We start from the raw sequence: 22339 nt of genomic DNA on the forward strand, positions 1-22339 counted from the left end.
AAACCAGGAGGAATCATGTCAGGTGATAATACGAATATGACGGCAGGGAATGTTTGTAGGCGAAATAAAGAAACCGCGAATGCGGTAGCGCAGATTCTTGATGCTTTTTCGCATCACGCAGATAAAACAGCGCTAATTAACGCAAAATTCGCAGTCAATTACACGGAGTTTGAACGGCTTGTTGTCTCGGTTCAACAGTCGTTGATGACGTCTGGCGTTAAGAGAGGGGATGTTATTGGGCTACTTTTATGCCGCGATCAATGGTTAGTCCCGAGTATGGTGGCGGCTTTGGCACTGGGCGTAACCTTTGTTCCACTAGATCCCTCCTATCCCTTATCCCGATTGCAGCAGTACGTTGAAGTCGCCAGACCGACGTTGCTGCTCAGCCACCCAGATAATGGCGCATTGGCACGTGAACTTCACGATAGCGTTATCTATCCCGAACGAGGAGTCGAGGGGAATTGGGTGTGTCTGGATATACAACAGGATGATACTGCCTATATTTTGTTCACCAGTGGCTCAACGGGACAGCCCAAAGGCGTCAGTATCGGGCATAAGGCGTTGGGCAATTTTCTCTCGGCGATCGGCAAGCGTTTGCAAATGCAGGCTTCGGACGTTTTTCTGGCGCACACGACGGTGGCCTTTGATATTTCGATTCTTGAACTGCTTTATCCTTTAACGCTTGGCGGGACGGTTCTGCTGGCGAGCAATAGCGACGTGAACGAGATTGACCGTCTGCTTCCGCTGATCGCCAGAAGCCATTTTGTGCAGGCTACGCCGAGCTTGTGGAAGATTCTGCTGGCGACAGGGTGGCGCCCTAATGCCTCTGTGACGATTTTGTCTGGTGGAGAGGCACTACCTTTGCCAGTGGCAAGGAAGTTGAATCAGACATGTCGGCGCTTATGGAATCTTTATGGACCGACTGAAGCGACGATCTGGACATCCTGTGGATGCGTCGAAAAAGACGCGACCTTTATTTCTATCGGTGAACCTTTAGAAAATACGCAGCTACATGTTCTGGATGAGGATCTTCAACCCGCCACAGAAGGCCAGTTATATCTATCAGGAGTTGGTCTGGCGCTGGGCTATTACGGCAACCCAGAGGGAACGGCGAGTGCTTTCTTCACCCATCCTCAAAGCGGTGTAAAAATCTATCGCTCAGGCGATCGAGTGCGGATGCACCCGCAGGGAAAATTGGAATGGTTGGGCAGAGGGGATGGAGAGATCAAAATCAGGGGGAATCGTATTGGTGTAAAAGAAATCGAACATGCCTTAGAAAATCTTCCCGGTATCGCAGGCGCTGTCGTCGCCGCCAAACCCTTTGCCGGACACGGCGACGATATGCTGACAGCCTATGTGATCAGTCAGAACTCACCGTCAAAAGCGGAACTGGAGCAGGCGCTTCACAAGGTGCTTCCTGCCTATATGGTACCTGATTTATTTGTTGTACTCGCCACATTCCCTTTGCACCCGAATGGAAAATTCGACAGGAAATCACTCCCCGAACCAACGTGGGATAACACCTTGCACCATGAAACGCATGACGGGAGCTCTGTCCATCGTAACGCACATTTTAACGCAGTGGTGGCCATCATCTGTGACGTGTTTTCGACCACCCTAGGTCAAGCCGATTTTCATGAGACAGCAAATTTTTTCGATCTGGGTGGAAACTCTGCACTGGCGGTGATTTCCGCAGGGATGATCGGCGCAAGATTGGAGAAAAAAGTGCCCGTTGCTCTGATTGCTGCTTTAGAAAGCCCTAAAGCGATCGCGGAAAAAATACTGTATACCGAGCAGTAAGGTCTCGTCTGGGGCAGGGCGATGCCAGTGCCACTCTGCGTCATGCTTGTGCGAAGGGAGGAAAAATGAATAACGAAGAACAACTACATGAAATATGTCACTTCATGAATCAGGAACGCCTATTAACGTTGAGCGCTGCGGCAGAAGGGCAAGTGTGGTCTGCCAGTTGTTTTTATCATTTCCAGCAAGATGAAATGACAATGTATGTCATGAGCGATATTACCACACGCCATGCCAGTCTTATGCTTAAGGCGCCGGAGGTTTCAGGTACGATTACGGGATCTGACATTTCACTGATGCAACTGAAAGGCTTGCAATATCATGCTGTTGCATCGCTGCTGTCGACAGAGCAGGAGGGCATCGCCCGTGCGCGTTATTATCAGCGTTACCCGCTTAGCCGTGTCATTACCCGTCCAATATGGTCTTTAAAGCTAATAGAAATCAAATTCATGCAGAATCGTTTGGGAGTGAAACGATGTATGAGTTGGCACTGCTCGACCCGGTCGGAGAAGGGACTATGAAGAAGAAAAATCTGGCTATTATTGGTGGTGGCGCTGCGGGAGTGGTTGCCGCATGGCGATTACGAAACACGCACAACGTCACTCTCTTTGAGGCCAATAATTATATTGGAGGCCATGTTTACACGCAGCGAGTTGATATAGGAAAAGGGGGAAGTGTGCCTATTGATATGGGGGTTGAATATTTTAACGAACGTATTTCTCCCAATGTGTTCAATATATTACAAAAGTTAGGTATCGGCAGCTATGTTGCCCCTTCCTCTTTCCATGCATATTTTCCCAGTAAGAAACAGTATTGGAGCAACGTCACATTGGAGGGCCCGTTGCGTCAGGCCATACAGGAGGAATGCAGTCGCTTCCAACTCGGCATGTCTGAAGTGATGAGCTCTGGTGACCCTCGGTATAAAGCGATGACAATTGAGGAGTATTTAAGTGAAAAAGGGTATTCTGAGACGTTTATTTATCAGGCTCTGTATCCCATGATGAGTATTTCTACGGGATGCAATGTCGATCTACGCACATACCCACTGATGTTTTTTGCAATCTCATTTAATGCCAATCTGGTTTCGTTTTTTTCTCCAGGATACTGGCGAAAAGTTCGCGGTGGGATGCAACGCTATTTGCAGGTGCTCGCCGAGACGCTGGGAGAACACATAAAGCTTGATACCGCGGTGAAGTCGGTGAAGCCGTGCAGAGGGAAGGTTAGGGTTTGCTATGGCGATCGGGAAGTCTCGTTCGATGCGGTGATTTTTGCCACTTCGGCGGAAGTCACATTATCTTTACTTGCTGAGCCAACGCACAGACAACAGGAAATATTATCCTCGTTTGAATACCACGATATCACCAGCGTCGCGCACCATGATACTGACTACCTTAACACAGACACCCCATCACATTATTTCAACTTTCGCCAGTTTACTGGCACCCAAGCACATCATACTCACTTATTCGGCAGTGTGACACGAGTGAACAATGCGTTAATGGCGTATCAGAATATTACGAAGCCTTTATTGGTGACGCTTGATCCTACGCAGCCTATTCACGATGAAAAGGTCGTGAAAACGTGTCATTGGCGTGCAGCCAAACAGCGACCTGCGGATTTCATGCATAAAATGCGATTACGCGAGTTACAGGGTAAAGATAACCTGTGGTTTTGCGGGGTAGATACCAGTCTAGCTGGGCATGAGGGTGCTGTAGTGTCCGGTATGGTTATTGCTGACAGATTAGGGGCCCCCTATCCTTATAAAGATGACACGCTAGCGTTTATTCAATTTCGGATAACTAAAGATATTATGGGCGTGAAAACACGTCATGAAGCGTTAAAAGATGCGCTATCAGGATTGATGTTTGTTTTAGCTAAAAAACTCGCTCTCCATAAAACGCTGTCTTATAAATTCGTAAAGGATTTCATCATGTAAATGCAGCGGTCTCCAGCGTTATTCGGTTGGCGTCGGCGCAGGTGATCATTTATACCGTTACGCCTTTAATTTCTTCAATAAATGTAAACCTCGCACCGTTTTTTTGCACAAACACCGCCTGCCGCCTAAATTTACAGGACTTTTGTTGGATGGAGACAACGCTATGTCCGCTTGCTTGATGCCTCGAAACTCTGCTTCACACACTGTGTTACGACGATTTTCTGCTGCGCCATACTGGCTGCTGCTTAGCGCAACGTTGCTGTTTTCCAGCCAGTTATTGGCGGCGGAACCGAAGGTGACGGAATTGCAGGATAAGCTGGATCACCCGTGGTCATTAGCGTTTTTGCCGGAAGAACAGGGCATTCTGATTACTGAGCGTGCCGGGAATTTACGCTTATGGAAAGCGGGTAGCGCGTTGTCTGCCCCCATCGCTGGCGTGCCGAAGGTCTACGCTAAATCACAGGGCGGGTTGTTGGAAGTCGCGTTATCGCCGGATTTTGCACAGAATCGGCGCATCTATCTGAGCTTTGCTGAAGAGGGGAGCGATGGCAAAGCGGGAACCGCTGTCGGGTATGGCAAACTTTCTGAGGATAATAAACGGTTAGAGAATTTCACGGTCTTCTTCCGTCAGGAACCGAAGCTGTCGACGGGTAACCATTTTGGCGGCAAGCTGGCCTTTGATCGACAGGGGCATCTGTTTATCGCATTGGGTGAAAACAACGAGCGCCCGACTGCACAGGATCTGGATAAATTACAGGGTAAAATTGTTCGCCTGACGGTAGATGGCAAGGTGCCGTCCGATAACCCGTTTGTTAACACACCTAATGCGCGGTCGGACATCTGGTCTTATGGACACCGTAACCCACAGGGATTGGCGATTAATCCCTGGTCTGGCGTGCTGTGGGAAAATGAACATGGTCCGAAAGGCGGCGATGAAATCAACATCCCTAAAGCGGGTGAAAATTACGGCTGGCCGATTGCGACACACGGCATTAACTATTCTGGGTTGCAAATTCCAGAAGCGAAAGGAAAAGAGATCGCCGGGATGGCGAACCCTGATTTCTACTGGGAAAAATCACCGGGTATCAGCGGAATGGCCTTCTATAACAGCGATCGTTTTCCGCAGTGGAAAAATTCGGTCTTCATCGGCGCACTGGCAGAAAAGAACCTGATTCGCTTGACGCTTGATGGCGACAAGGTCGCGTCACAAGAGCGTTTGCTGAATGACCGAGGTGAACGCATCCGCGACGTAAGGCTGGGGCCTGATGGCTACCTCTATTTGCTAACCGATCACGACAATGGCAAATTGCTGAAAGTCGGGCTGGAGTAAAAAATCAGGCACCGCAAGGTGCCTGTATTCACTTAAGACAGCGGGGTCATGACGTGTTTTTGATAAGCCGGACGCTCGGTTAGCTGCTGATACCAGCGCTCCAGATGAGGATGTGTCTGACGTTCAATCGGCATATTCAGCCAGCCGTAGACCACGCAGCCTAACGGAATATCACCAACGCCAAACCGATCGCCGGATAGCCATTGCTGACGAGCCAGAACCGTATCGACAATACCGAACAGACGTTCGCATTCGGCCATGCCTTTCTGTACCAATGCCATATCGCGTTTTTCCGGCGCGACACGCACCATATTAATGAACACGGGGCCGAAAGAAGCCGCAAGCGAGCTCGTCCAGTCCATCCACTTTTCTGCACCCGCACGTTCGCCCGCATCAGCGAAATACAGCGAATTCTGGCCGTACTGTGCCGCCAGATAACGCACGATAGTGTTGGATTCCCACAGTACCAGATCGTCGTCCTGTAAACAGGGGATGAGGCCATTAGGGTTCATAGCCAGATAATCGGCATCATGGTTACGGCCGAATTGCCCGCCAACCGCAATGTGTTGGTAAGGCAGCGCAAGCTCTTCCGCGCACCACAGGACTTTCTTGACGTTGGTCGAATTGTCACGACCCCAAATCGTTATCATAGCTACCTCTTTCTGCATAAAGGATGTTCAGATGTTTGCGACAGTTGATGAGAAATAATGATATGCCTTTTTAGTCTTTATGATTTAACTTGTCATTCTTAATAATGACAGCAAGTTACATTTAGACAGGAAAGTTACACAATGAAATTGACGCATTCTGTTCGCGCCGCGCTGGGCATCACGCTGTTTGCTGCCGGTATGCAACTTGCTATGGCCAGCAGCGATCCGCAGACGATCACGTTTGGCGTGGCACCGGGGCCGTATGGCGATATGGTGAATCTGGCGATTAAACCTGAGTTGGTGAAAAAAGGCTACAAGGTCGTCGTGCGTGAGTTCAGTGATTACGTTCAACCCAATTTGGCACTGGCCAACGGCAGCATCGACGCCAACCTCTTCCAGCATACGTTGTATCTGGAGAAATTTGCCGCCGATAAAGGGTTAAAAATTTCTCCACTCATCGTGGTACCGACGGCCAGCATGGGCTTCTATTCGAAGAAAATCACATCGCTGGATGAACTGAAAAAAGGGGACGTAATTACGCTCTCTAACGACGCAACCAATCTGGCGCGTGGCCTGCGTTTCCTGCAATCAATGGGCTTGATTACGATTAAGGCCGACATTGATCCAACCAAGGCTTCCGAGAAAGATATTCTTGAAAACCCACGCGGGTTAGTTTTCAAACCGATGGAAGCGGCACAGCTGCCTCGTACGCTGGATAGCGTGGCGGCGTCGCTGGTGAACGGTAATTTTGCGCTGGCATCGGGCATGAAACTGTCATCGGCCATCAAGCTGGAAACGCTGGATGAAAATCTGAAGAATATTATTGCTGTGCGTACCGACGATCTCGATAAGCCATTCGTGAAAGACACAAAAGCGATCGTAGAATCACCTGCGTATGCCGCTGTGATCAACGATCCGGCGTTGATGTATAGCCAATTCCAGAAACCTGAGTGGATGCAGGCGAAAACGCCAGCGCCCGCACAGTAAGCGTTAAGCTGCACCGAATACGATTTGGCCGGTCTATGACCGGCTTTCTTCTTTTCCGCTCAGGCTAGGAGTTTGCGGATAATGATTCAGTTAGAAGGGGTAAGCGTTGACTTCTCACAAGGGAAGCAACCATCAAATCTCGCGGTAGACAACGTGTCGCTGCACATCCAGCGCGGAGAGGTTTACGGGATTGTCGGCACCAGCGGTGCGGGGAAAAGTACGCTGCTGCGAACCATCAACCTCTTGCAGCGACCGACCTCCGGCCGTGTGCTTGTTAATGGCGTGCTTATCAGCAAATTAGCAGGGCAGCCACTGCGGGAACAGCGGCAAAAAATCGGCATGATATTTCAGCATTTCAACCTGATGCAGACGCGTACTGTGACAGAAAACGTCGCCTTCAGCCTGAAGGCTGCGGGAAAATCGAATGCAGAAATCACTCTGCGCGTGCCGGAAATTCTGAGTCTGGTCGGTTTGTCGGATAAAGCGTCGTCTTACCCGGCACAGCTCAGCGGCGGTCAGAAACAGCGAGTGGGCATCGCCAGAGCGATTGCCAACGATCCTGAAGTGTTGCTGTGCGATGAGCCGACTTCGGCGCTCGATTTGGAAACGTCAGCCGCCATTCTGGCGCTGCTGAAAGAGATTAACGAGAAATTGGGCATTACCATCGTGCTGATTTCCCATGAGATGAGCGTGATTAAGGCCGTCTGCGATCGGGTCGCGGTGATGACGGGCGGTCGGGTTGTGGAAGAGGGCGATGTTTTCGATATCTTTGCTACGCCGCAGCACGCGTTTACCCGCCAACTGGTGTCCCATACGCTCGATCTCGCATTGCCGCCTCGTTTACTGGAAGATTTGCAGGGCACATTGTTGAAGATTCTGTTCGTCGGTGAATCCGCCGAGCAACCGGTGTTGTCGGACGTGGCGACGCGCTTTGGCGTGTCCGTCAATATCCTGCACGGTAAGATCGAATACATCGGCAACCGTGCGCTAGGCATACTCGTGGCGCTCTTGACTCATCCATCTGACCCTGAAAAAGTGGCGGAAGCGGTGGAACATATTCAGGTAAGAACGGCGAACGTGGAGGTGTTACATGGCTGATTTATGGATCGATCTGATCGCGGCGTTCGGTGAAACATTCCAGATGGTGGGTATTTCCACGCTGTTTGCCGTGATCGGTGGTTTACCGCTGGGGCTACTGATTTACGTTACGGACAGGAATCTGTTCTGGCAAAACCGCGCCGTTTATCTGTTTGGCACCGTGTTGGTGAACATCATCCGTTCTATTCCTTTCGTTATTCTGCTGGTGTTGCTGCTGCCGCTTACGCAGATTCTGTTGGGCAATACCATTGGACCTGTGGCGGCGGCGGTGCCGATGTCTGTCGCAGCGATTGCGTTTTATGCCCGTCTGGTGGATAGCGCACTGCGTGAGATCGATCCCGGCATCGTGGAAGCTGCCGAAGCTTTTGGTGCCAGTCCGATGCGTATTATCGGCACGGTGCTCTTGCCAGAGGCGAAAGCAGGGCTATTGCGTGGCCTGACGATTACGCTGGTGAGCCTCATCGGCTATTCGGCGATGGCAGGTATTGTCGGCGGCGGTGGCGTGGGCGACTTGGCGATCCGCTTCGGCTATTACCGTTATGAAACCGAGGTGATGGTGATTACCGTAATTGCACTGGTTATTCTGGTGCAGGTAGTGCAGACGCTGGGTGATGGGTTATCGAAGCGTGCAGATAAACGCGAACGGCGCTAGAGGCTAGGCTCAAGCACGAGGGGAGGCTGTACTGCCATGGCTCCTCGTGCCATTCTCTATTTTTTCTGATTGTGTCTTGCCGCTAACATTTTCAGATATTCCTTATTTCCCCTAAGTCCTTTCTTTATCTGCATTTTTTTAGAGGCTTTCATTTCTTTGACTATCTTTACAGAAAGGACGGTTTTCATCCAAGAGGTGACGCGTTACCTTTGTATGTTACTAAAGTTTTCAAAACATATTGAAAATTAATAATTTTTAACGACTGATGGATATTGCGGCGAACTCATGAAAACAACTCCTTTCCTGACCAAACTCACGTCTTTCTCTGTAGGTACGGTACTGCTTGTTGGTGCAGTGCCATTCACCTATGCGGAACAGTTGCCTGCCGTGCCGCAGATTGATGCCAAGGCCTTTATCCTGATCGATCACGATAGCGGTAAAGTGCTAGCGGAGAGCAACGCCGATGAGCGCCTTGATCCCGCCAGCCTGACAAAAATCATGGCGAGCTATGTGATTGGACAGGCGCTCAAATCCGGTAAAATTCGCCCGACGGATGAAGTCACGGTGGGAAAAGATGCCTGGGCAACCGGTAATCCGGCGCTACGCGGTTCGTCGCTGATGTTCCTTAAGCCAGGCGATCGCATCCCCGTTTCTGAGTTAAATAAAGGTATTGTCATTCAGTCAGGCAATGATGCCAGTATCGCTCTGGCGGATTACGTGGCGGGCAGTCAGGATTCGTTTGTCAGCCTGATGAACAATTATGCGAAGGCGCTTAACCTGACGAATACGCATTTCCTTACCGTGCACGGCCTTGATGCGCCGGGGCAGTACAGCACCGCGCGCGATATGGCGCTGTTAGGGCAGGCGCTGATTCGCGACGTGCCCGAAGAGTATGCATTGCACAAAGAAAAAGAGTTCACCTTCAACAATATTCGTCAGCCTAACCGCAACCGTCTGCTATGGAGCACGAACCTGAACGTGGACGGCGTGAAAACTGGCCATACCAACGGGGCGGGGCACAATCTGGTGGCCTCGGCAACGGAAGGTAATATGCGCCTGATTTCCGTGGTGCTGGGGGCGCAAACGGATTCCATTCGTTTTCGTGAAAGCGAAAAACTACTCACATGGGGCTTCCGCTTTTTTGAAACGGTAACGCCTATCAAGTCGGATGCACCTTTTACTACGCAGCGGGTGTGGTTTGGCACAGAAAAAGAAGCGCGGCTTGGCGTTGCACAGAATGCTGCGCTGACCATTCCGAAAGGGCAAATGAAGAACCTGAAGGCTAGCTTCACGCTAAATCCGCCGCAGCTTTCCGCACCGTTAACCAAGAATCAGGTTGTCGGCACTATCGACTTCCAACTAGACGGTAAAAGCATCGGACAGCGCCAACTGGTGGCGATGGATGATATCCCCGAAGCCGGCTTCTTTAGCCGCCTCTGGGATACGGTGATGATGAAGGTGCAGCAGTGGTTCGGTGGGTTATTCGGTTAATTTCCGGGATGGATTAACTGAATGCCGTTGTTGGAGAAGTAGCGTAGGTAGGGTTCGCTCGGGGCGCTGTCGGAAATAACCGTATCAAACAGCGTCATCGGGCCGATACAGGCGCGTTTGATCTGACCGAATTTACTGTTGTCTGCCACAATAATGATGCGCTGTGCAGTCGCCATCGCGCGTTGCTTCATGCCCAGCTCGGCAAAGTTAAAGCAGGTCGCGCCCGCGTTAAGTTCGATACCCGCCGCAGAGATAAAGGCTTTATTCGGACAAATGTTGTCTAGCTCACAGCGTTGATTGAGCGGGGTAAAGATCGCGTTATCTGGATGGTATTCCCCGCCGCATAAAATCACTCTGCACGCCTTTTTTTCCTGTAACGCCAAAAAGGTGTTCAGGGAATAGCAAATCGCAGTAAAAAGCAGCTCATCAGGAATTGCATCGATGATGAAGGGAATGGTCGTGCCACAATCGAAAAAAACGGTATCGTTTGCTTCCACCAGATAAGCTGCGGCAGTACCGATAGCCTGCTTTTCTCTTACGTGTTTGGTCTGCTGGTCAGAAACAAAATAATTTGTGACACCGTTATTCTTCAGGTCGCTAACGACATAGCCGCCGAGCAGCATAACGCTGGTGGAATCTGCATTTAGATCGCGGCGCACGGTCATCTCGGACACGCCGAGTAGCTGTGCGGCGTCCTTAAGATGGAGTTTATCGGTTTTCTTTAATGCCTGAGCCAGTCTGCCGATTCGTTCGTCGCGCCGCGTTTCCATAAAATTCCCTGCTAGTAAGCTATTTTTGTTGTTAGTAGTTCCCTGCTGCGGCAGCGTCATCAGAAACGATAGCAACGCCTGAACTGGTGCCAATACGTGTGGCACCGGCTTCAATCATACGTTGTGCCGTTTGGCGATCGCGAACCGCGCCGGAGGCTTTTACACCCATCTCGCTGCCGACAGTGCTACGCATCAGTCGAACGTGTTCTTCGCGTGCGCCGCCGGTGCTGAAGCCGGTAGACGTTTTGACGAACGCGACATCCAACTGACGACACATTTCACACACCAGCACAATCTGTTCGTCATCAAGCAGACAGGTTTCCAATATTACCTTCAACGGTATAGCGGCGCAAACCTCACACACGGCCTGAATATCCGCTTTGACGGCATCAATCTTCCCGCTTTTCAGCCAGCCGACGTTAATCACCATGTCGATTTCCTGTGCACCGGCATCAATCGCGGCTTTCGCTTCAAAAGCCTTGCTGGAAGTCAGGCCTGCACCGAGAGGGAAACCAATAACCGAGCACACCTGTACCGCTGAACCTTTCAATTTTTCAGCTACTAAGGGAACGTAGCCGGAATTAACACAGACGGCATAAAAATGGTGCGCTATCGCTTCATCGCACAGCGTGACGATTTGCTGTTCGGTGGCATTTGCTGCCAGCAGGGTGTGGTCGATATAACGTGCATAGTCAGTCATGGTAAATCCTTGGTTGTGTCGATAAAAATCACATAGCGTGATTATGGCATTCAATGATTTCAATGTCACAAAAATAACAAAATAATTAATATTTGTTATTTTAATAACAAATAATGAAGCGAATGTGATAGCGGATGTGTGGATATCGGGAAATAGGGAAGAGGTATACTCTAAATAATTCAAATTTCAGGACAAAAACGGCAAGACGTTTTTGAACAGCGCTTGCGCTGACCCCGGAAGGGAGAGGCCATAAGGCCGAATAATGCGGCAAACGAAGGACAAATTTGTCGGGAACGAATTTGACCAGCCAGCGGCTGGCCTTCGGTGAGAGACTGGATGTCTCTCATTTAATCCCGATGAGCTTACACAGGTAAGTGATTCGGGTGACAAATCTGCCGGGAGCAGATTTGAACGTAGCCAACGCACATGCAATTTGAAGTATGACGAGTATAAGGCAGAAAAGAAAACGCCCATCGCTCTTGAACCTGAAAGGCGGGAACGATGGGCTTCCTCAATAAGGGGAATCAAAGAAAAGCAGTGGCACTTATTCAGACTGTGGACCAAAGAAAAAGTTCTGAGTTTTCTGGAAAAAATTCACGCTTTTTTACATTTTGTTAGCCGGGTAATTCAGGCCAGATAACCACGATAAGTGAACCCGCTAATGTGAGTAGCACGTTAGCGATGGCGTAGGTACCCGCATAGCCGAGTGCAGGAATATTGCTGCGTGCCGTATCGCTAATGATCTCCATGGCTGGCGCGCAGGTCCGAGCGCCCATCATGGCACCAAACAGCAGCGCTCGGTTCATTTTCAGCACATACGCGCCGAACAGAAAACAAATCACCACCGGCACGAGGCTGACAATCAGCCCTGAAGCCAGCATCTGGATACCGACTTCTCCCAGGCTACTGTTGATGGTGCTACCGGCACTCAGACCTACGCCCGCCATAAACACCATCAGGCCAAACTCTTTGACCATGTTAAGCGCGCCTTGCGGAATATAGCCGAAGGTCGGGTGGTTGGCGCGCAGGAAGCCCAGCATGATACCGGCGAAGAGCAACCCGGCCGCGTTACCGATGCCAAAGGTGAAGTTGCTGAACTGGATCGTGATCAGCCCGACCATCACGCCGATAACAAAAAAGGCGCAGAAGGCCAGCAGATCGGTGACTTGACTGTGAATAGAAATGAACCCGATTCGCTCAGCAATGCTTTTTACCCGACGGGCGTCACCGCTGACCTGTAAGACATCGCCTTTATTCAGCACGACGTTATCGTCGAGCGGCATTTCTATCTGGCTGCGAACAATACGGTTAAGGAAACAGCCGTGGTCAGTCAGCTTCAATTGGCTGAGGCGCTTACCGACGGCGTTGTGATTCTTGACGACAATCTCTTCCGTCACGATGCGCATGTCCAACAAATCACGGTCGAAAACTTCTTTGCCATCGCGGAAATTGGAGTTCAGACGAGAGTGTGCATCGGGATAACCGACCAGCGCGATCTCGTCGCCGATTTGCAGGACGGCATCGCCGTCGGGATTTGCCAGAATTCCGTTGCGTCGAATGCGCTCGATGTAGCAACCAGTCTGGCGATAGATTCCCAGTTCGCGCAAGTTTTTGCCAGCCGCCCAGTCGACCAGTTCTGGCCCGACGCGATAGGCACGAATCACTGGCAGATATACTTTTCTTTGGCTGTCTACATCCAGCCCGCGCTCGCGTGCAATTTGCTGCGCACTGGTGGGAAGATCCTGATGCTGAAGTTTGGGCAGATAGCGTGCACCAAAAATGAGACTGACCAGCCCGACCAGATACGTCAGCGCATAGCCCAGGCTCAAATGATCTTGTTCAACACCGAGTTGACCACCCAAACTGGCGGTATTGCGTAGTGTGTCGCCTGCACCGACCAGCACCGGTGTCGATGTCATGGATCCTGCCAGCATCCCCGCGGTCAGGCCGATTCCCCAGCCGAAAAGTTTGCCTAACCCTAACGCCAGTAACATGGCGCTGCCGACCATCACCAGCGCCAGCATGAAATAATTTTTCCCGTCGCGGAAGAAAATAGAAAAGAAATTCGGCCCGGCTTCTACTCCCACGCAAAAAATAAATAACATAAAACCGAGGCTCAGTGCTTCGGTATTAATCGAAAAATGTTGTTGGCCGAGTAATAAAGAAACCACTAAAACGCCAATAGAATTACCGAGTTGTACTGGCCCGAGGCGCAATTTTCCCAGACAGAGTCCTAATGAAAGAACCACGAATAAAAGCAGAATGTAATTCCCGTTTAACAAATCAGCGACGTTTATATTCATGGGATGTAACTTGTTGTTTACCAGTAAGTTCTTGATGTTATTCATTATAGCGGCTAGATTTAGCCATGAAATGCATGAATTCCCGTGACGGTATCAATACACGTCAGCTGAAAGGAATCAGCCTCGTTCAGTATAATTTATCCGATAAAAATTGTTCAGTGTAATTATTGTTTAATTTAATGATTGTGGTGTCGCTGTTGACGAAATGCGCGGGTTATCGTCTTTTTCTACGGACAACTTGTGCGTCGAATAAATCATAGCGAAGCCTCATGTTTTTCATATCGGGGAATAGATACACCAATCATTTTTGCCATACCGAGCGCTTTCGGTATCTGGTCGATGCAGGTTGGGGGGCATATTGAGAAGGGGCGATTTATGGCAAGAAATAAAGGTTGGGTTGGTGCGACCTGCTGTTTTCTATTGTTCACCGTAGTCTTTCTGAGTCAAAAGATTGAAGTATCGGAGGTCGCGGTGAATGATGGGCTGCGGGGCAGTCCGGGCATGTTGCTCTTTCTGCTGCCCGGCATGGTGGCTTGTTTTCTTTCCGCACGCGGTCGTCTGCTTTACCCGCTGTTTGGCGCGCTGGCGGCTATGCCGGTGTGCTTACTGCTACTTCACTTGTGGAATACGCCGATGCGCTCTTTCTGGCAAGAACTGGCCTATGTGATGAGTGCGGTCTTTTGGTGTGTGCTGGGCGCGATGGGCGTGCTGTGTTTACGCAGTCTGTATCGACGTTATCTTCGTTGAGTGGGTTCTCGACAATATCCCATAAAAAAGCGCGGACTTTCGCCGCGCTCTTGTCCTGCCAGTCTGATGATTATGACTGGAACAGCGCCAGATGCTCTTTGGCATAAGCTTCAAAATCAGTGCAGCCGCCGATGTGTTTTTCATCCAGGAAAATCTGCGGTACAGTTTCAACCGGTTTTCCTACCGTCTTGGACAAATCTTCTTTCGAAATGCCTTCGGCGTGAATGTCTACATAGCGGAAGCTGAAGTCATCACGTTGCTCGGCCAGTTTCTCTGCCAGTTCTTTCGCACGTACACAATAAGGGCAAGCAGGGCGCCCGAAAATTACAGCGAACATGTAAACTCCTTTGTAAAATTAGAAAATGTGCTCATTCTTGGAACGCATAGCGTGACGCGGTTTGCAGACAAGGTCACAGCTAAAAATGTTACGGTTAATGAGGTTACTGCGAATCGCGCTACTATGCCCGTATTCATTGATGAAAAAAAGTAGTCATTACCTGTTACAACGATTTGCTGAAGCTATTATACCCGTCATACTTCAAGCTGCTTGTGCGTTGGCAATACTCGGCTCATCTCCGAGCCTCGCCCTGAAGGGCCGCCGCAAGCGGCGTTTAAATTGGCTAAGCCAATTTGTCCTTACTCACCCCAGTCACTTACCTAAGTAAGCTTCAGGGGATTCGCGCAGTTGCCGCCTTCACGCAACTCGAATTATTTAGGGTATAAACGAATTTTACCGACCCAAGGATGCCAGTGTGATACCAACTATTGATTTGCTACAACGCCACCGTTCCATTCGTGCGTTTACGTCTCAAGCTGTGACAGATGAGCAACGCCACGCCATCATTGCCTCCGCACAAAGCGCGTCCAGCTCCAGCTTTTTACAATGCAGTTCGATTATTCGTATTACCGATCCTGCCGTACGTGAAACGCTCGTTCACTATACCGGCGAACAAGCCTATGTGGCACAGGCGGCAGAGTTTTGGGTCTTTTGTGCCGATTTTCACCGGCATGTGGAGATTTTCCCACAAGCGGAAACTGGGCTGGCGGAGCAATTGCTGATTGGTTGTGTCGACACCGCTATCATGGCGCAGAATGCGCTGGTTGCCGCTGAGTCGCTGGGGTTGGGCGGGGTATTTATCGGCGGCATCCGCAATCGGATTGCTGATGTGACGCAGTTACTGCAATTGCCGACGCTGGTGATACCGCTGTTTGGCCTGTGTCTGGGTCACCCAGACGCCGAACCTCAACTGAAACCGCGTATGCCAACCGCCATGATGCTGCATGAAAATGTCTATCAGCCGCTCGACCGCGATGTGTTGGCACAATACGATCAGCAAATGGTGGAGTATTATCTGCAGCGTACCGGTAGCCGCCGTGAAAGCTGGAGTGAGCATGTTGAACTGACGCTGAAAAAAGAGTTACGTCCATTCATGCTGGACTACTTACATCAACAAGGATGGGCGATACGCTAGTATCTGTAGGATATTTATGAAGATAGCCATTCTGTCTAGAGATGGGACGTTATATTCCTGCAAACGTCTGCGTGAAGCGGCTGAGTCGCGCAAGCACAGCGTTGAGATTATTGATCCACTTTCCTGCTATATGAATATCAATTCGGCGGCACCGTCGGTGCATTATCGCGGACGCCGGTTGGATAAATTCGATGCGGTTATTCCGCGTATCGGTTCACAGATCACCTTTTACGGCACGGCAGTGTTGCGCCAGTTTGAAATGCTGGGAAGCTATCCGCTGAATAATTCTGTTGCGGTGATTCGTGCCCGTGACAAACTTCATTCACTGCAACTGCTTGCCCGTGAGGGAATTGACCTGCCGATCACTGGGTTCGCCCACTCGCCGGATGATACCGGTGACCTGATTGCTATGGTGGGCGGAGCACCGCTGGTCGTGAAACTGGTGGACGGTACGCAGGGGATCGGTGTCGTATTAGCCGAGACGCGGCAGGCGGCGGAAAGCGTGATTGATGCGTTTCGCGGGCTGAATGCCCATATTCTGGTGCAAGAATACGTGCATGAAGCGCAGGGTAAGGATATTCGCTGCTTTGTGATCGGCAATCGAGTTGTTGCGGCCATTGAACGGCAGGCGAAAGCAGGGGAGTTCCGTTCAAATTTGCACCGTGGTGGGTCGGCAAATAAAGTTAAAATCACGGCGCAGGAACGTGCGATTGCCATCAAGGCGGCGAAAACATTGGGGCTGAATGTGGCGGGTGTTGATATTTTGCGTGCCGATCGGGGACCGCTGGTGATGGAGGTAAACGCTTCGCCGGGGCTGGAAGGGATTGAAACAACGACCGGGCTTGATATTGCTGACATGATGATCGAGTTTATTGAGCAAAAGACTCAGAGGCGCATCGCAACATCGTCAACAATAGGAAAAAGTTAGCTTTCTGAAACAGATCCTGCGCCGTAAAATACGGTGTTGCTCCTTGGCTCATGGGCCTTGGCGTAAGGTTGAGTGAAGATGTTGCCACATTGCGGAACGAGAAATGCGCGTAGTGAGGCACTTTTATAATGGCATCGTCGCACAATATTCCGTAAGCTATGGGCCGTTTTTAACATCGCTTTTGCGTGAGTGGTGTTCCCTTTTCAACAAGGCTGTCTTTATGGTGGCAGGTATGAGGCAAACATGATGGATTCACTCATCGTACCGGATTTGGCTATGCTACGGCGATGGCTGGATCAACTGAATATTCTGTATTTCGAATGTGATTCCTGTCAGGCACTTCATCTTCCTCATATGCAAAATTTTGATGGTGTGTTTGATGCGAAAGTTGATCTGGTAGATGACGTGATCCTGTTTTCCGCACTTGCGGAAGTGAAGCCTAGTGCACTCATTCCTCTGGTCGGCGATCTGAGCCAAATCAATGCCAGTTCATTGACCGTCAAGGCATTTATCGACGTTCAAGACGATAATCTGCCAAAACTGATTGTCTGCCAGTCATTCAGCGTTGCCGCAGGCATGACGTTGGAACAATTCAGACATTTTATGCAGCAATCCGAAGAACAGATATCGATGGTGATTCTTGAAGCTGGTGCTAATAATCTGCTGTTTATTGGGGATGAAGAAGAGGGCTCTGCTGCCAGAGTCACGACTTCACATTTGCATTGATACGGTTGCTGCCAACGGCAGCAATTAGTTTTACTTATTTTCCGCTCGCCGCCATTTATTCTGGTAATTTCGCATTATTGCCAGATATTTCTCTTTGTTTGTCGCTAAACGCCTTCATCACATCGATAAAATGTGAATAAATAATCGTTAAAACCCATTTTTTACGTTCAAGTATGGTGTGCATGATGTTGTGGGGTTATGCTTTATTCCTGTAAGGGACAGACTGCCGAATCGGTGCTATGTCTGTGTCTGAGCGAATAAAAATCGGTGCATATTCATTCACCGATTAGATATCGCGGCAGGATATATTTTGTATCGGAACGATACATATACCCACGAATCACCCCCTTGAATGGAGGAAGGAACGGATGTTCACCCAACGTAAAAAATGGCTCTCGGGTGTTGTTACCGGCTTGCTGATGGCCGCGTCCGTCACCGCATCTGCGGAAGAGAAAACGCTGCATGTTTATAACTGGTCCGACTATATCGCACCGAACACGTTAGCCAATTTCCAGAAAGAAACCGGCATTAAGGTCGTCTATGATGTGTTTGACTCCAACGAGGTGTTGGAAGGCAAGCTCATGGCGGGCAGCACGGGTTTTGATCTGGTGGTACCTTCTGCCAGCTTCCTTGAGCGCCAACTCTCAGCGGGCGTTTTTCAGCCATTAGACAAGAGTAAACTGCCGAATTACAAAAATTTGGATCCTGAGCTGATGAAGCTCATTGCACAGCACGATCCTGATAACAAATATGCGTTGCCTTACCTGTGGGCGACTACGGGCATTGGCTATAACGTTGATAAAGTTAAAGCTGCGCTGGGTGCCGATGCGCCGGTTGATAGCTGGGATCTGGTATTGAAGCCAGAGAATCTGGAAAAGCTGAAAAGCTGCGGCGTATCCTTCCTGGATGCACCGGAAGAGATCTTTGCCACGGTATTGAATTATCAGGGTAAAGATCCGAACAGTACCAAACCGGGTGATTACACCACGTCAGCGACTGACCTGCTGCTGAAGTTGCGCCCGAGCATTCGTTATTTCCACTCGTCGCAATATATCAACGATCTGGCGAACGGCGACATCTGCGTTGCAGTCGGCTGGGCCGGCGATATCATGCAGGCGGGGAATCGTGCGAAAGAAGCGAAGAACGGAGTGAATATCCAATATAGTATTCCGAAAGAAGGTGCGTTGGCATTCTTTGATGTCCTCGCCATTCCGAAAGATGCTAAAAATCTGGATGAAGCCTATGCGTTTCTGGATTACCTGATGAAGCCGGAAGTGATGGCTGAGATCAGTAACCACACCTATTACGCTAGCGGTAATCTGGCATCCTTGCCTTTAGTGAACGAAGAGATTCGTAACAACCCAGGCGTTTACCCGCCAGCAGATGTCCGCGCTAAAATGTTTACGCTCAAGGTGCAATCTCCTCAGATTGACCGTACGCGTACTCGTGCATGGACCAAGGTTAAGAGCGGCAAATAGACTTTTGGATCTGAATAGTTACCCAAGAGCTTGATGGTTGCCGGTTTCGGCAACCAGAGAATAGATGGGTATAAAATACTCTAAATAATTCAAGTTTCAGGCAGCCAACGCACATGCAACTTGAAGTATGACGAGTATTAATGTGGCAAAGAACAGGCGGAGATACCGCCTGTTTGCGCTCTATATTGTGTCACACCGCTGAATGTAAAAAGTGCCTACTGGCGACATCAGCGGTGTGGCTTGTTCTGCTTTTGCCGGAGAGCAATACGAAGTGAATGACGCGATCCCCCGCCCTCAATCAAAACCTCAAAAAGCGGCCACGCCGCTGCTGGAAGTGCGCAACCTGACGAAGTCGTTCGATGGTCAGGCCGCCGTTGATGATGTCAGCCTGACGATTTATAAAGGCGAAATTTTTGCTCTGCTGGGTGCATCCGGCTGTGGGAAATCCACGCTGCTGCGCATGCTGGCAGGTTTTGAGCTCCCCACGCAGGGGCAGATTGTTCTGGATGGTCAGGATTTGTCATTGGTGCCGCCTTACCAGCGTCCCATCAATATGATGTTTCAGTCTTATGCGCTGTTCCCACACATGACGGTGGAGAAGAATATCGCGTTTGGTTTGAAACAGGACAAGTTACCGCGTGCAGAAATCAAAGATCGCGTGGAAGAGATGCTGTCGCTGGTGCATATGCAGGAGTTCGCTAATCGTAAGCCGCATCAGCTTTCCGGCGGTCAGCGTCAGCGTGTTGCGCTGGCACGTAGTCTGGCGAAGCGTCCAAAACTGTTGTTGCTAGACGAGCCGATGGGAGCGCTGGACAAGAAATTGCGTGACCGCATGCAGCTTGAAGTGGTCGATATTCTGGAACGCGTAGGGGCGACCTGCGTGATGGTGACGCACGATCAGGAAGAAGCCATGACTATGGCTGGTCGTATTGCCATCATGAATCGCGGCAAGTTCGTACAGATTGGCGAGCCAGAAGAGATCTATGAGCACCCGAATACGCGTTTCAGCGCGGAATTTATCGGCTCGGTTAATATGTTTGAAGGGATATTGCAGGAACGTCAGGACGATGCTCTGATCATCAAAAGTCCCGGGCTGGTGCATTCGCTGAAAGTAGATTCGGATGTCTCGGTGGTGGATGGCGTTCCGGTTTACATCGCGTTGCGTCCTGAAAAAATCATGCTGTGCGAAGAGGTGCCAGCTGACGGCTGTAATTTCGCGGTGGGGGAAGTGGTGCACATCGCTTATCTGGGCGATTTGTCGATTTACCACGTCAGGCTCAACAGCGGGCAAACTATCAGCGCACAGTTACAAAACGCCTACCGCTATCGCAAAGGCACACCGACCTGGGGAGATGAGGTTCGGTTGTGTTGGGATGCGGATAGCTGTGTCGTTCTGACGGTGTAACGAGGAAGAATGCCATGACTTTATTTCCCGAACATCACACGGCGGAACCACCAGGCAAAGCCAGACTCTGGCTGCGAGTGTTGATGGCGCGCTGGCGTCAAAAGCACGGCCGCAAGCTGGTTATCGCGCTGCCGTATCTGTGGCTGCTGCTGCTGTTTATGCTGCCATTCCTGATCGTATTTAAAATCAGTTTTGCTGAAATGGCGCGGGCGATTCCGCCCTATACCGATCTGGTTTCCTGGATGGACGACAAGCTGGATATTTCCCTTAACCTTGGGAACTACCTGCATTTGTTGGACGATCCGCTGTATTTCGATTCCTATATGCAATCGCTTCAGGTTGCTGCTGTATCGACGCTGTGCTGCTTGTTTATTGGCTATCCACTGGCCTGGGCAGTCGCGCACAGTAAACCCTCAACGCGTAATATTCTGCTATTACTGGTGATACTGCCGTCATGGACGTCGTTCCTGATTCGCGTTTACGCCTGGATGGGGATTCTGAAAAATAACGGTATCCTGAATAACTTTCTGCTGTGGCTGGGCGTGATTGATGAACCGCTGATCATTCTGCATACCAATTTGGCGGTTTATATCGGCGTCGTCTATTCCTATCTGCCGTTTATGGTGTTGCCGATTTATACCGCGCTGACGCGGCTGGACTATTCGCTAGTGGAAGCCTCGTTGGATCTGGGCGCACGGCCATTAAGAACCTTTTTCAGCGTGATCGTCCCGCTAACGAAAGGCGGAATTATTGCGGGCTCGATGTTGGTATTCATTCCAGCGGTGGGGGAATACGTGATTCCAGAACTGCTTGGCGGGCCGGACAGCATCATGATTGGCCGTATTCTGTGGCAGGAATTCTTTAATAACCGCGATTGGCCAGTGGCATCCGCTGTCGCCATCGTCATGCTGCTGCTGTTGATTATGCCGATTATGTGGTTCCACAAGCATCAGAGCAAAACGGCGGAGGGGGAAGCGTGAATAATTTACCTGTTGTTCGCTCACCGTGGCGTATTGTGATTTTGGTGCTGTGTTTTACGTTCCTCTATGCACCGATGCTGATGTTGGTGATCTATTCGTTCAACAGCTCCAAGCTGGTTACCGTGTGGGCAGGATGGTCGACGCGCTGGTATATCGAGCTATTCCACAATACGGCAATGATCAGTGCCGTGTTCCTAAGCCTGACGATTGCTGCCGCCTCGGCAACGATGGCCGTGATCCTCGGAACGATCGCTGCCGTGGTGATGGTGCGTTTTGGCCGTTTCCGCGGGGCTAATGGGTTTGCGTTTATGCTGACAGCACCGCTGGTGATGCCGGATGTGATTACTGGCCTGTCGCTGCTGTTGCTCTTTGTGGCATTAGGGCATGCTATTGGATGGCCAGCAGAGAGGGGGATGTTCACCATCTGGCTAGCGCACGTCACGTTCTGCACCGCGTATGTCACAGTAGTGATCAGTGCTCGTCTGCGTGAACTGGACCGTTCTATTGAAGAAGCTGCTATGGATCTGGGCGCGAACCCGCTCAAAGTCTTCTTCATTATCACGGTACCGATGATTGCCCCTGCGCTGCTTTCCGGCTGGCTTCTGGCGTTTACGCTGTCGCTGGACGATCTGGTTATCGCCAGTTTTGTGGCAGGGCCTGGCTCGACAACGTTGCCAATGCTGGTGTTCTCCAGCGTCAGAATGGGCGTTAATCCACAAATTAACGCATTGGCTTCTCTGATATTGTTAGTCGTTGGTATTATTGGTTTTATCGCCTGGTGGTTTATGGCGAGAGCAGAGAAGCAGCGCTATCGCGATATGCAAAAAGCGAGACGCGGCTGATTCGATTTCTCACCGTAATTTGCTAGCCTAGCGAAGATTTCCAG

21 protein-coding genes are annotated in these 22339 nt (G+C 50.4%); 16 read left to right on the forward strand and 5 right to left on the reverse strand.

What is annotated here, in order from left to right:
• The first annotated feature begins 15 nt into the window (after positions 1-15).
• From GZ59_RS09010 to GZ59_RS09025, 4 genes are all read left to right on the forward strand, one after another.
• Positions 16-1800: a non-ribosomal peptide synthetase gene (locus tag GZ59_RS09010; protein ID WP_051122290.1), complete on the forward strand. Its 1785-nt coding sequence runs from the start codon at positions 16-18 to the stop codon at positions 1798-1800.
• Between the two features lie 65 nt (positions 1801-1865).
• Complete coding sequence (locus GZ59_RS09015) at positions 1866-2321, forward strand: PNPOx family protein (protein ID WP_039291277.1); 456 nt, start codon at positions 1866-1868, stop codon at positions 2319-2321.
• Positions 2318-3736 (forward strand): FAD-dependent oxidoreductase, encoded by a 1419-nt coding sequence (locus tag GZ59_RS09020; protein ID WP_051122291.1) that lies wholly within the window; start codon positions 2318-2320, stop codon positions 3734-3736. Before GZ59_RS09015 ends, GZ59_RS09020 begins: the two co-directional genes overlap by 4 nt.
• A 163-nt stretch (positions 3737-3899) precedes the next feature.
• Positions 3900-5066 (forward strand): PQQ-dependent sugar dehydrogenase, encoded by a 1167-nt coding sequence (locus tag GZ59_RS09025; protein ID WP_039291279.1) that lies wholly within the window; start codon positions 3900-3902, stop codon positions 5064-5066.
• 32 nt (positions 5067-5098) lie between these two features.
• Here the strand turns inward: GZ59_RS09025 and GZ59_RS09030 are convergent, their stop codons facing one another.
• On the reverse strand, positions 5099-5716 hold the full coding sequence (locus tag GZ59_RS09030) for a glutathione S-transferase family protein (protein ID WP_039291281.1): 618 nt from the start codon (positions 5714-5716) through the stop codon (positions 5099-5101).
• A gap of 141 nt (positions 5717-5857) precedes the next feature.
• Here GZ59_RS09030 and GZ59_RS09035 point away from each other — a divergent pair, with 141 nt between their 5' ends.
• The 4 genes from GZ59_RS09035 to GZ59_RS09050 all read left to right on the forward strand — a co-directional run bounded on the left by GZ59_RS09035 (position 5858) and on the right by GZ59_RS09050 (position 9944).
• Positions 5858-6703 carry a MetQ/NlpA family ABC transporter substrate-binding protein gene (locus GZ59_RS09035; RefSeq protein WP_039291283.1) on the forward strand — a complete coding sequence of 282 codons (846 nt, stop codon included), beginning with the start codon at positions 5858-5860 and terminating at the stop codon, positions 6701-6703.
• Positions 6704-6784: 81 nt separating this feature from the next.
• Positions 6785-7801, forward strand: a complete 1017-nt coding sequence (locus GZ59_RS09040; protein WP_039291285.1) for a methionine ABC transporter ATP-binding protein — start codon at positions 6785-6787, stop codon at positions 7799-7801.
• Positions 7794-8453, forward strand: coding sequence for a methionine ABC transporter permease (locus GZ59_RS09045; RefSeq protein ID WP_011094228.1), 660 nt, complete (start codon positions 7794-7796; stop codon positions 8451-8453). Before GZ59_RS09040 ends, GZ59_RS09045 begins: the two co-directional genes overlap by 8 nt.
• 285 nt (positions 8454-8738) lie before the next feature.
• A complete protein-coding gene (locus GZ59_RS09050; protein ID WP_011094227.1) occupies positions 8739-9944 on the forward strand; it encodes a serine hydrolase in 1206 nt (401 codons plus the stop codon).
• Here GZ59_RS09050 and deoR read toward each other — a convergent pair.
• The 3 genes from deoR to GZ59_RS09065 form a co-directional block, all read right to left on the reverse strand.
• Positions 9941-10714, reverse strand: a complete 774-nt coding sequence (deoR, locus tag GZ59_RS09055) for a DNA-binding transcriptional repressor DeoR (RefSeq protein WP_011094226.1) — start codon at positions 10712-10714, stop codon at positions 9941-9943. The genes GZ59_RS09050 and deoR overlap by 4 nt on opposite strands.
• 31 nt (positions 10715-10745) lie before the next feature.
• Positions 10746-11414, reverse strand: coding sequence for a deoxyribose-phosphate aldolase (gene deoC, locus GZ59_RS09060; protein WP_039291287.1), 669 nt, complete (start codon positions 11412-11414; stop codon positions 10746-10748).
• Positions 11415-12028: 614 nt separating this feature from the next.
• Positions 12029-13717, reverse strand: coding sequence for an aspartate:alanine antiporter (locus GZ59_RS09065; protein WP_039294916.1), 1689 nt, complete (start codon positions 13715-13717; stop codon positions 12029-12031).
• 375 nt (positions 13718-14092) lie between these two features.
• Between GZ59_RS09065 and GZ59_RS09070 the strand changes: the two genes are divergently transcribed.
• The gene (locus GZ59_RS09070; protein WP_011094223.1) at positions 14093-14464 is read left to right on the forward strand and encodes an inner membrane protein YbjM; all 372 of its coding nucleotides are present in this window, start codon (positions 14093-14095) and stop codon (positions 14462-14464) included.
• Between the two features lie 70 nt (positions 14465-14534).
• On the opposite strand, the gene GZ59_RS09075 is transcribed toward GZ59_RS09070, so the two are convergent.
• Positions 14535-14801, reverse strand: coding sequence for a GrxA family glutaredoxin (locus GZ59_RS09075; RefSeq protein WP_010277298.1), 267 nt, complete (start codon positions 14799-14801; stop codon positions 14535-14537).
• 415 nt (positions 14802-15216) lie between these two features.
• On the opposite strand from GZ59_RS09075, the gene nfsA reads away from it, so the two are divergent.
• The 7 genes from nfsA (at position 15217) to potI (ending at position 22295) form a co-directional block, all read left to right on the forward strand.
• Positions 15217-15936: an oxygen-insensitive NADPH nitroreductase gene (nfsA, locus tag GZ59_RS09080; protein WP_011094222.1), complete on the forward strand. Its 720-nt coding sequence runs from the start codon at positions 15217-15219 to the stop codon at positions 15934-15936.
• Positions 15937-15952: 16 nt separating this feature from the next.
• Positions 15953-16864 carry a 30S ribosomal protein S6--L-glutamate ligase gene (rimK, locus tag GZ59_RS09085; RefSeq protein ID WP_011094221.1) on the forward strand — a complete coding sequence of 304 codons (912 nt, stop codon included), beginning with the start codon at positions 15953-15955 and terminating at the stop codon, positions 16862-16864.
• A gap of 246 nt (positions 16865-17110) precedes the next feature.
• Positions 17111-17590, forward strand: a complete 480-nt coding sequence (locus GZ59_RS09090) for a type III secretion system chaperone family protein (protein WP_039294919.1) — start codon at positions 17111-17113, stop codon at positions 17588-17590.
• Between the two features lie 368 nt (positions 17591-17958).
• Positions 17959-19068: a spermidine/putrescine ABC transporter substrate-binding protein PotF gene (potF, locus tag GZ59_RS09095; RefSeq protein WP_011094219.1), complete on the forward strand. Its 1110-nt coding sequence runs from the start codon at positions 17959-17961 to the stop codon at positions 19066-19068.
• Between the two features lie 271 nt (positions 19069-19339).
• A complete protein-coding gene (gene potG / locus GZ59_RS09100) occupies positions 19340-20473 on the forward strand; it encodes a putrescine ABC transporter ATP-binding subunit PotG (RefSeq protein WP_011094218.1) in 1134 nt (377 codons plus the stop codon).
• Positions 20474-20487: 14 nt separating this feature from the next.
• On the forward strand, positions 20488-21453 hold the full coding sequence (gene potH / locus GZ59_RS09105) for a putrescine ABC transporter permease PotH (protein ID WP_011094217.1): 966 nt from the start codon (positions 20488-20490) through the stop codon (positions 21451-21453).
• Positions 21450-22295 carry a putrescine ABC transporter permease PotI gene (gene potI, locus GZ59_RS09110; protein ID WP_011094216.1) on the forward strand — a complete coding sequence of 282 codons (846 nt, stop codon included), beginning with the start codon at positions 21450-21452 and terminating at the stop codon, positions 22293-22295. Before potH ends, potI begins: the two co-directional genes overlap by 4 nt.
• Positions 22296-22339: the final 44 nt, after the last annotated feature.

This window comes from Pectobacterium atrosepticum (assembly GCF_000740965.1).
Classification (GTDB): domain Bacteria; phylum Pseudomonadota; class Gammaproteobacteria; order Enterobacterales; family Enterobacteriaceae; genus Pectobacterium; species Pectobacterium atrosepticum.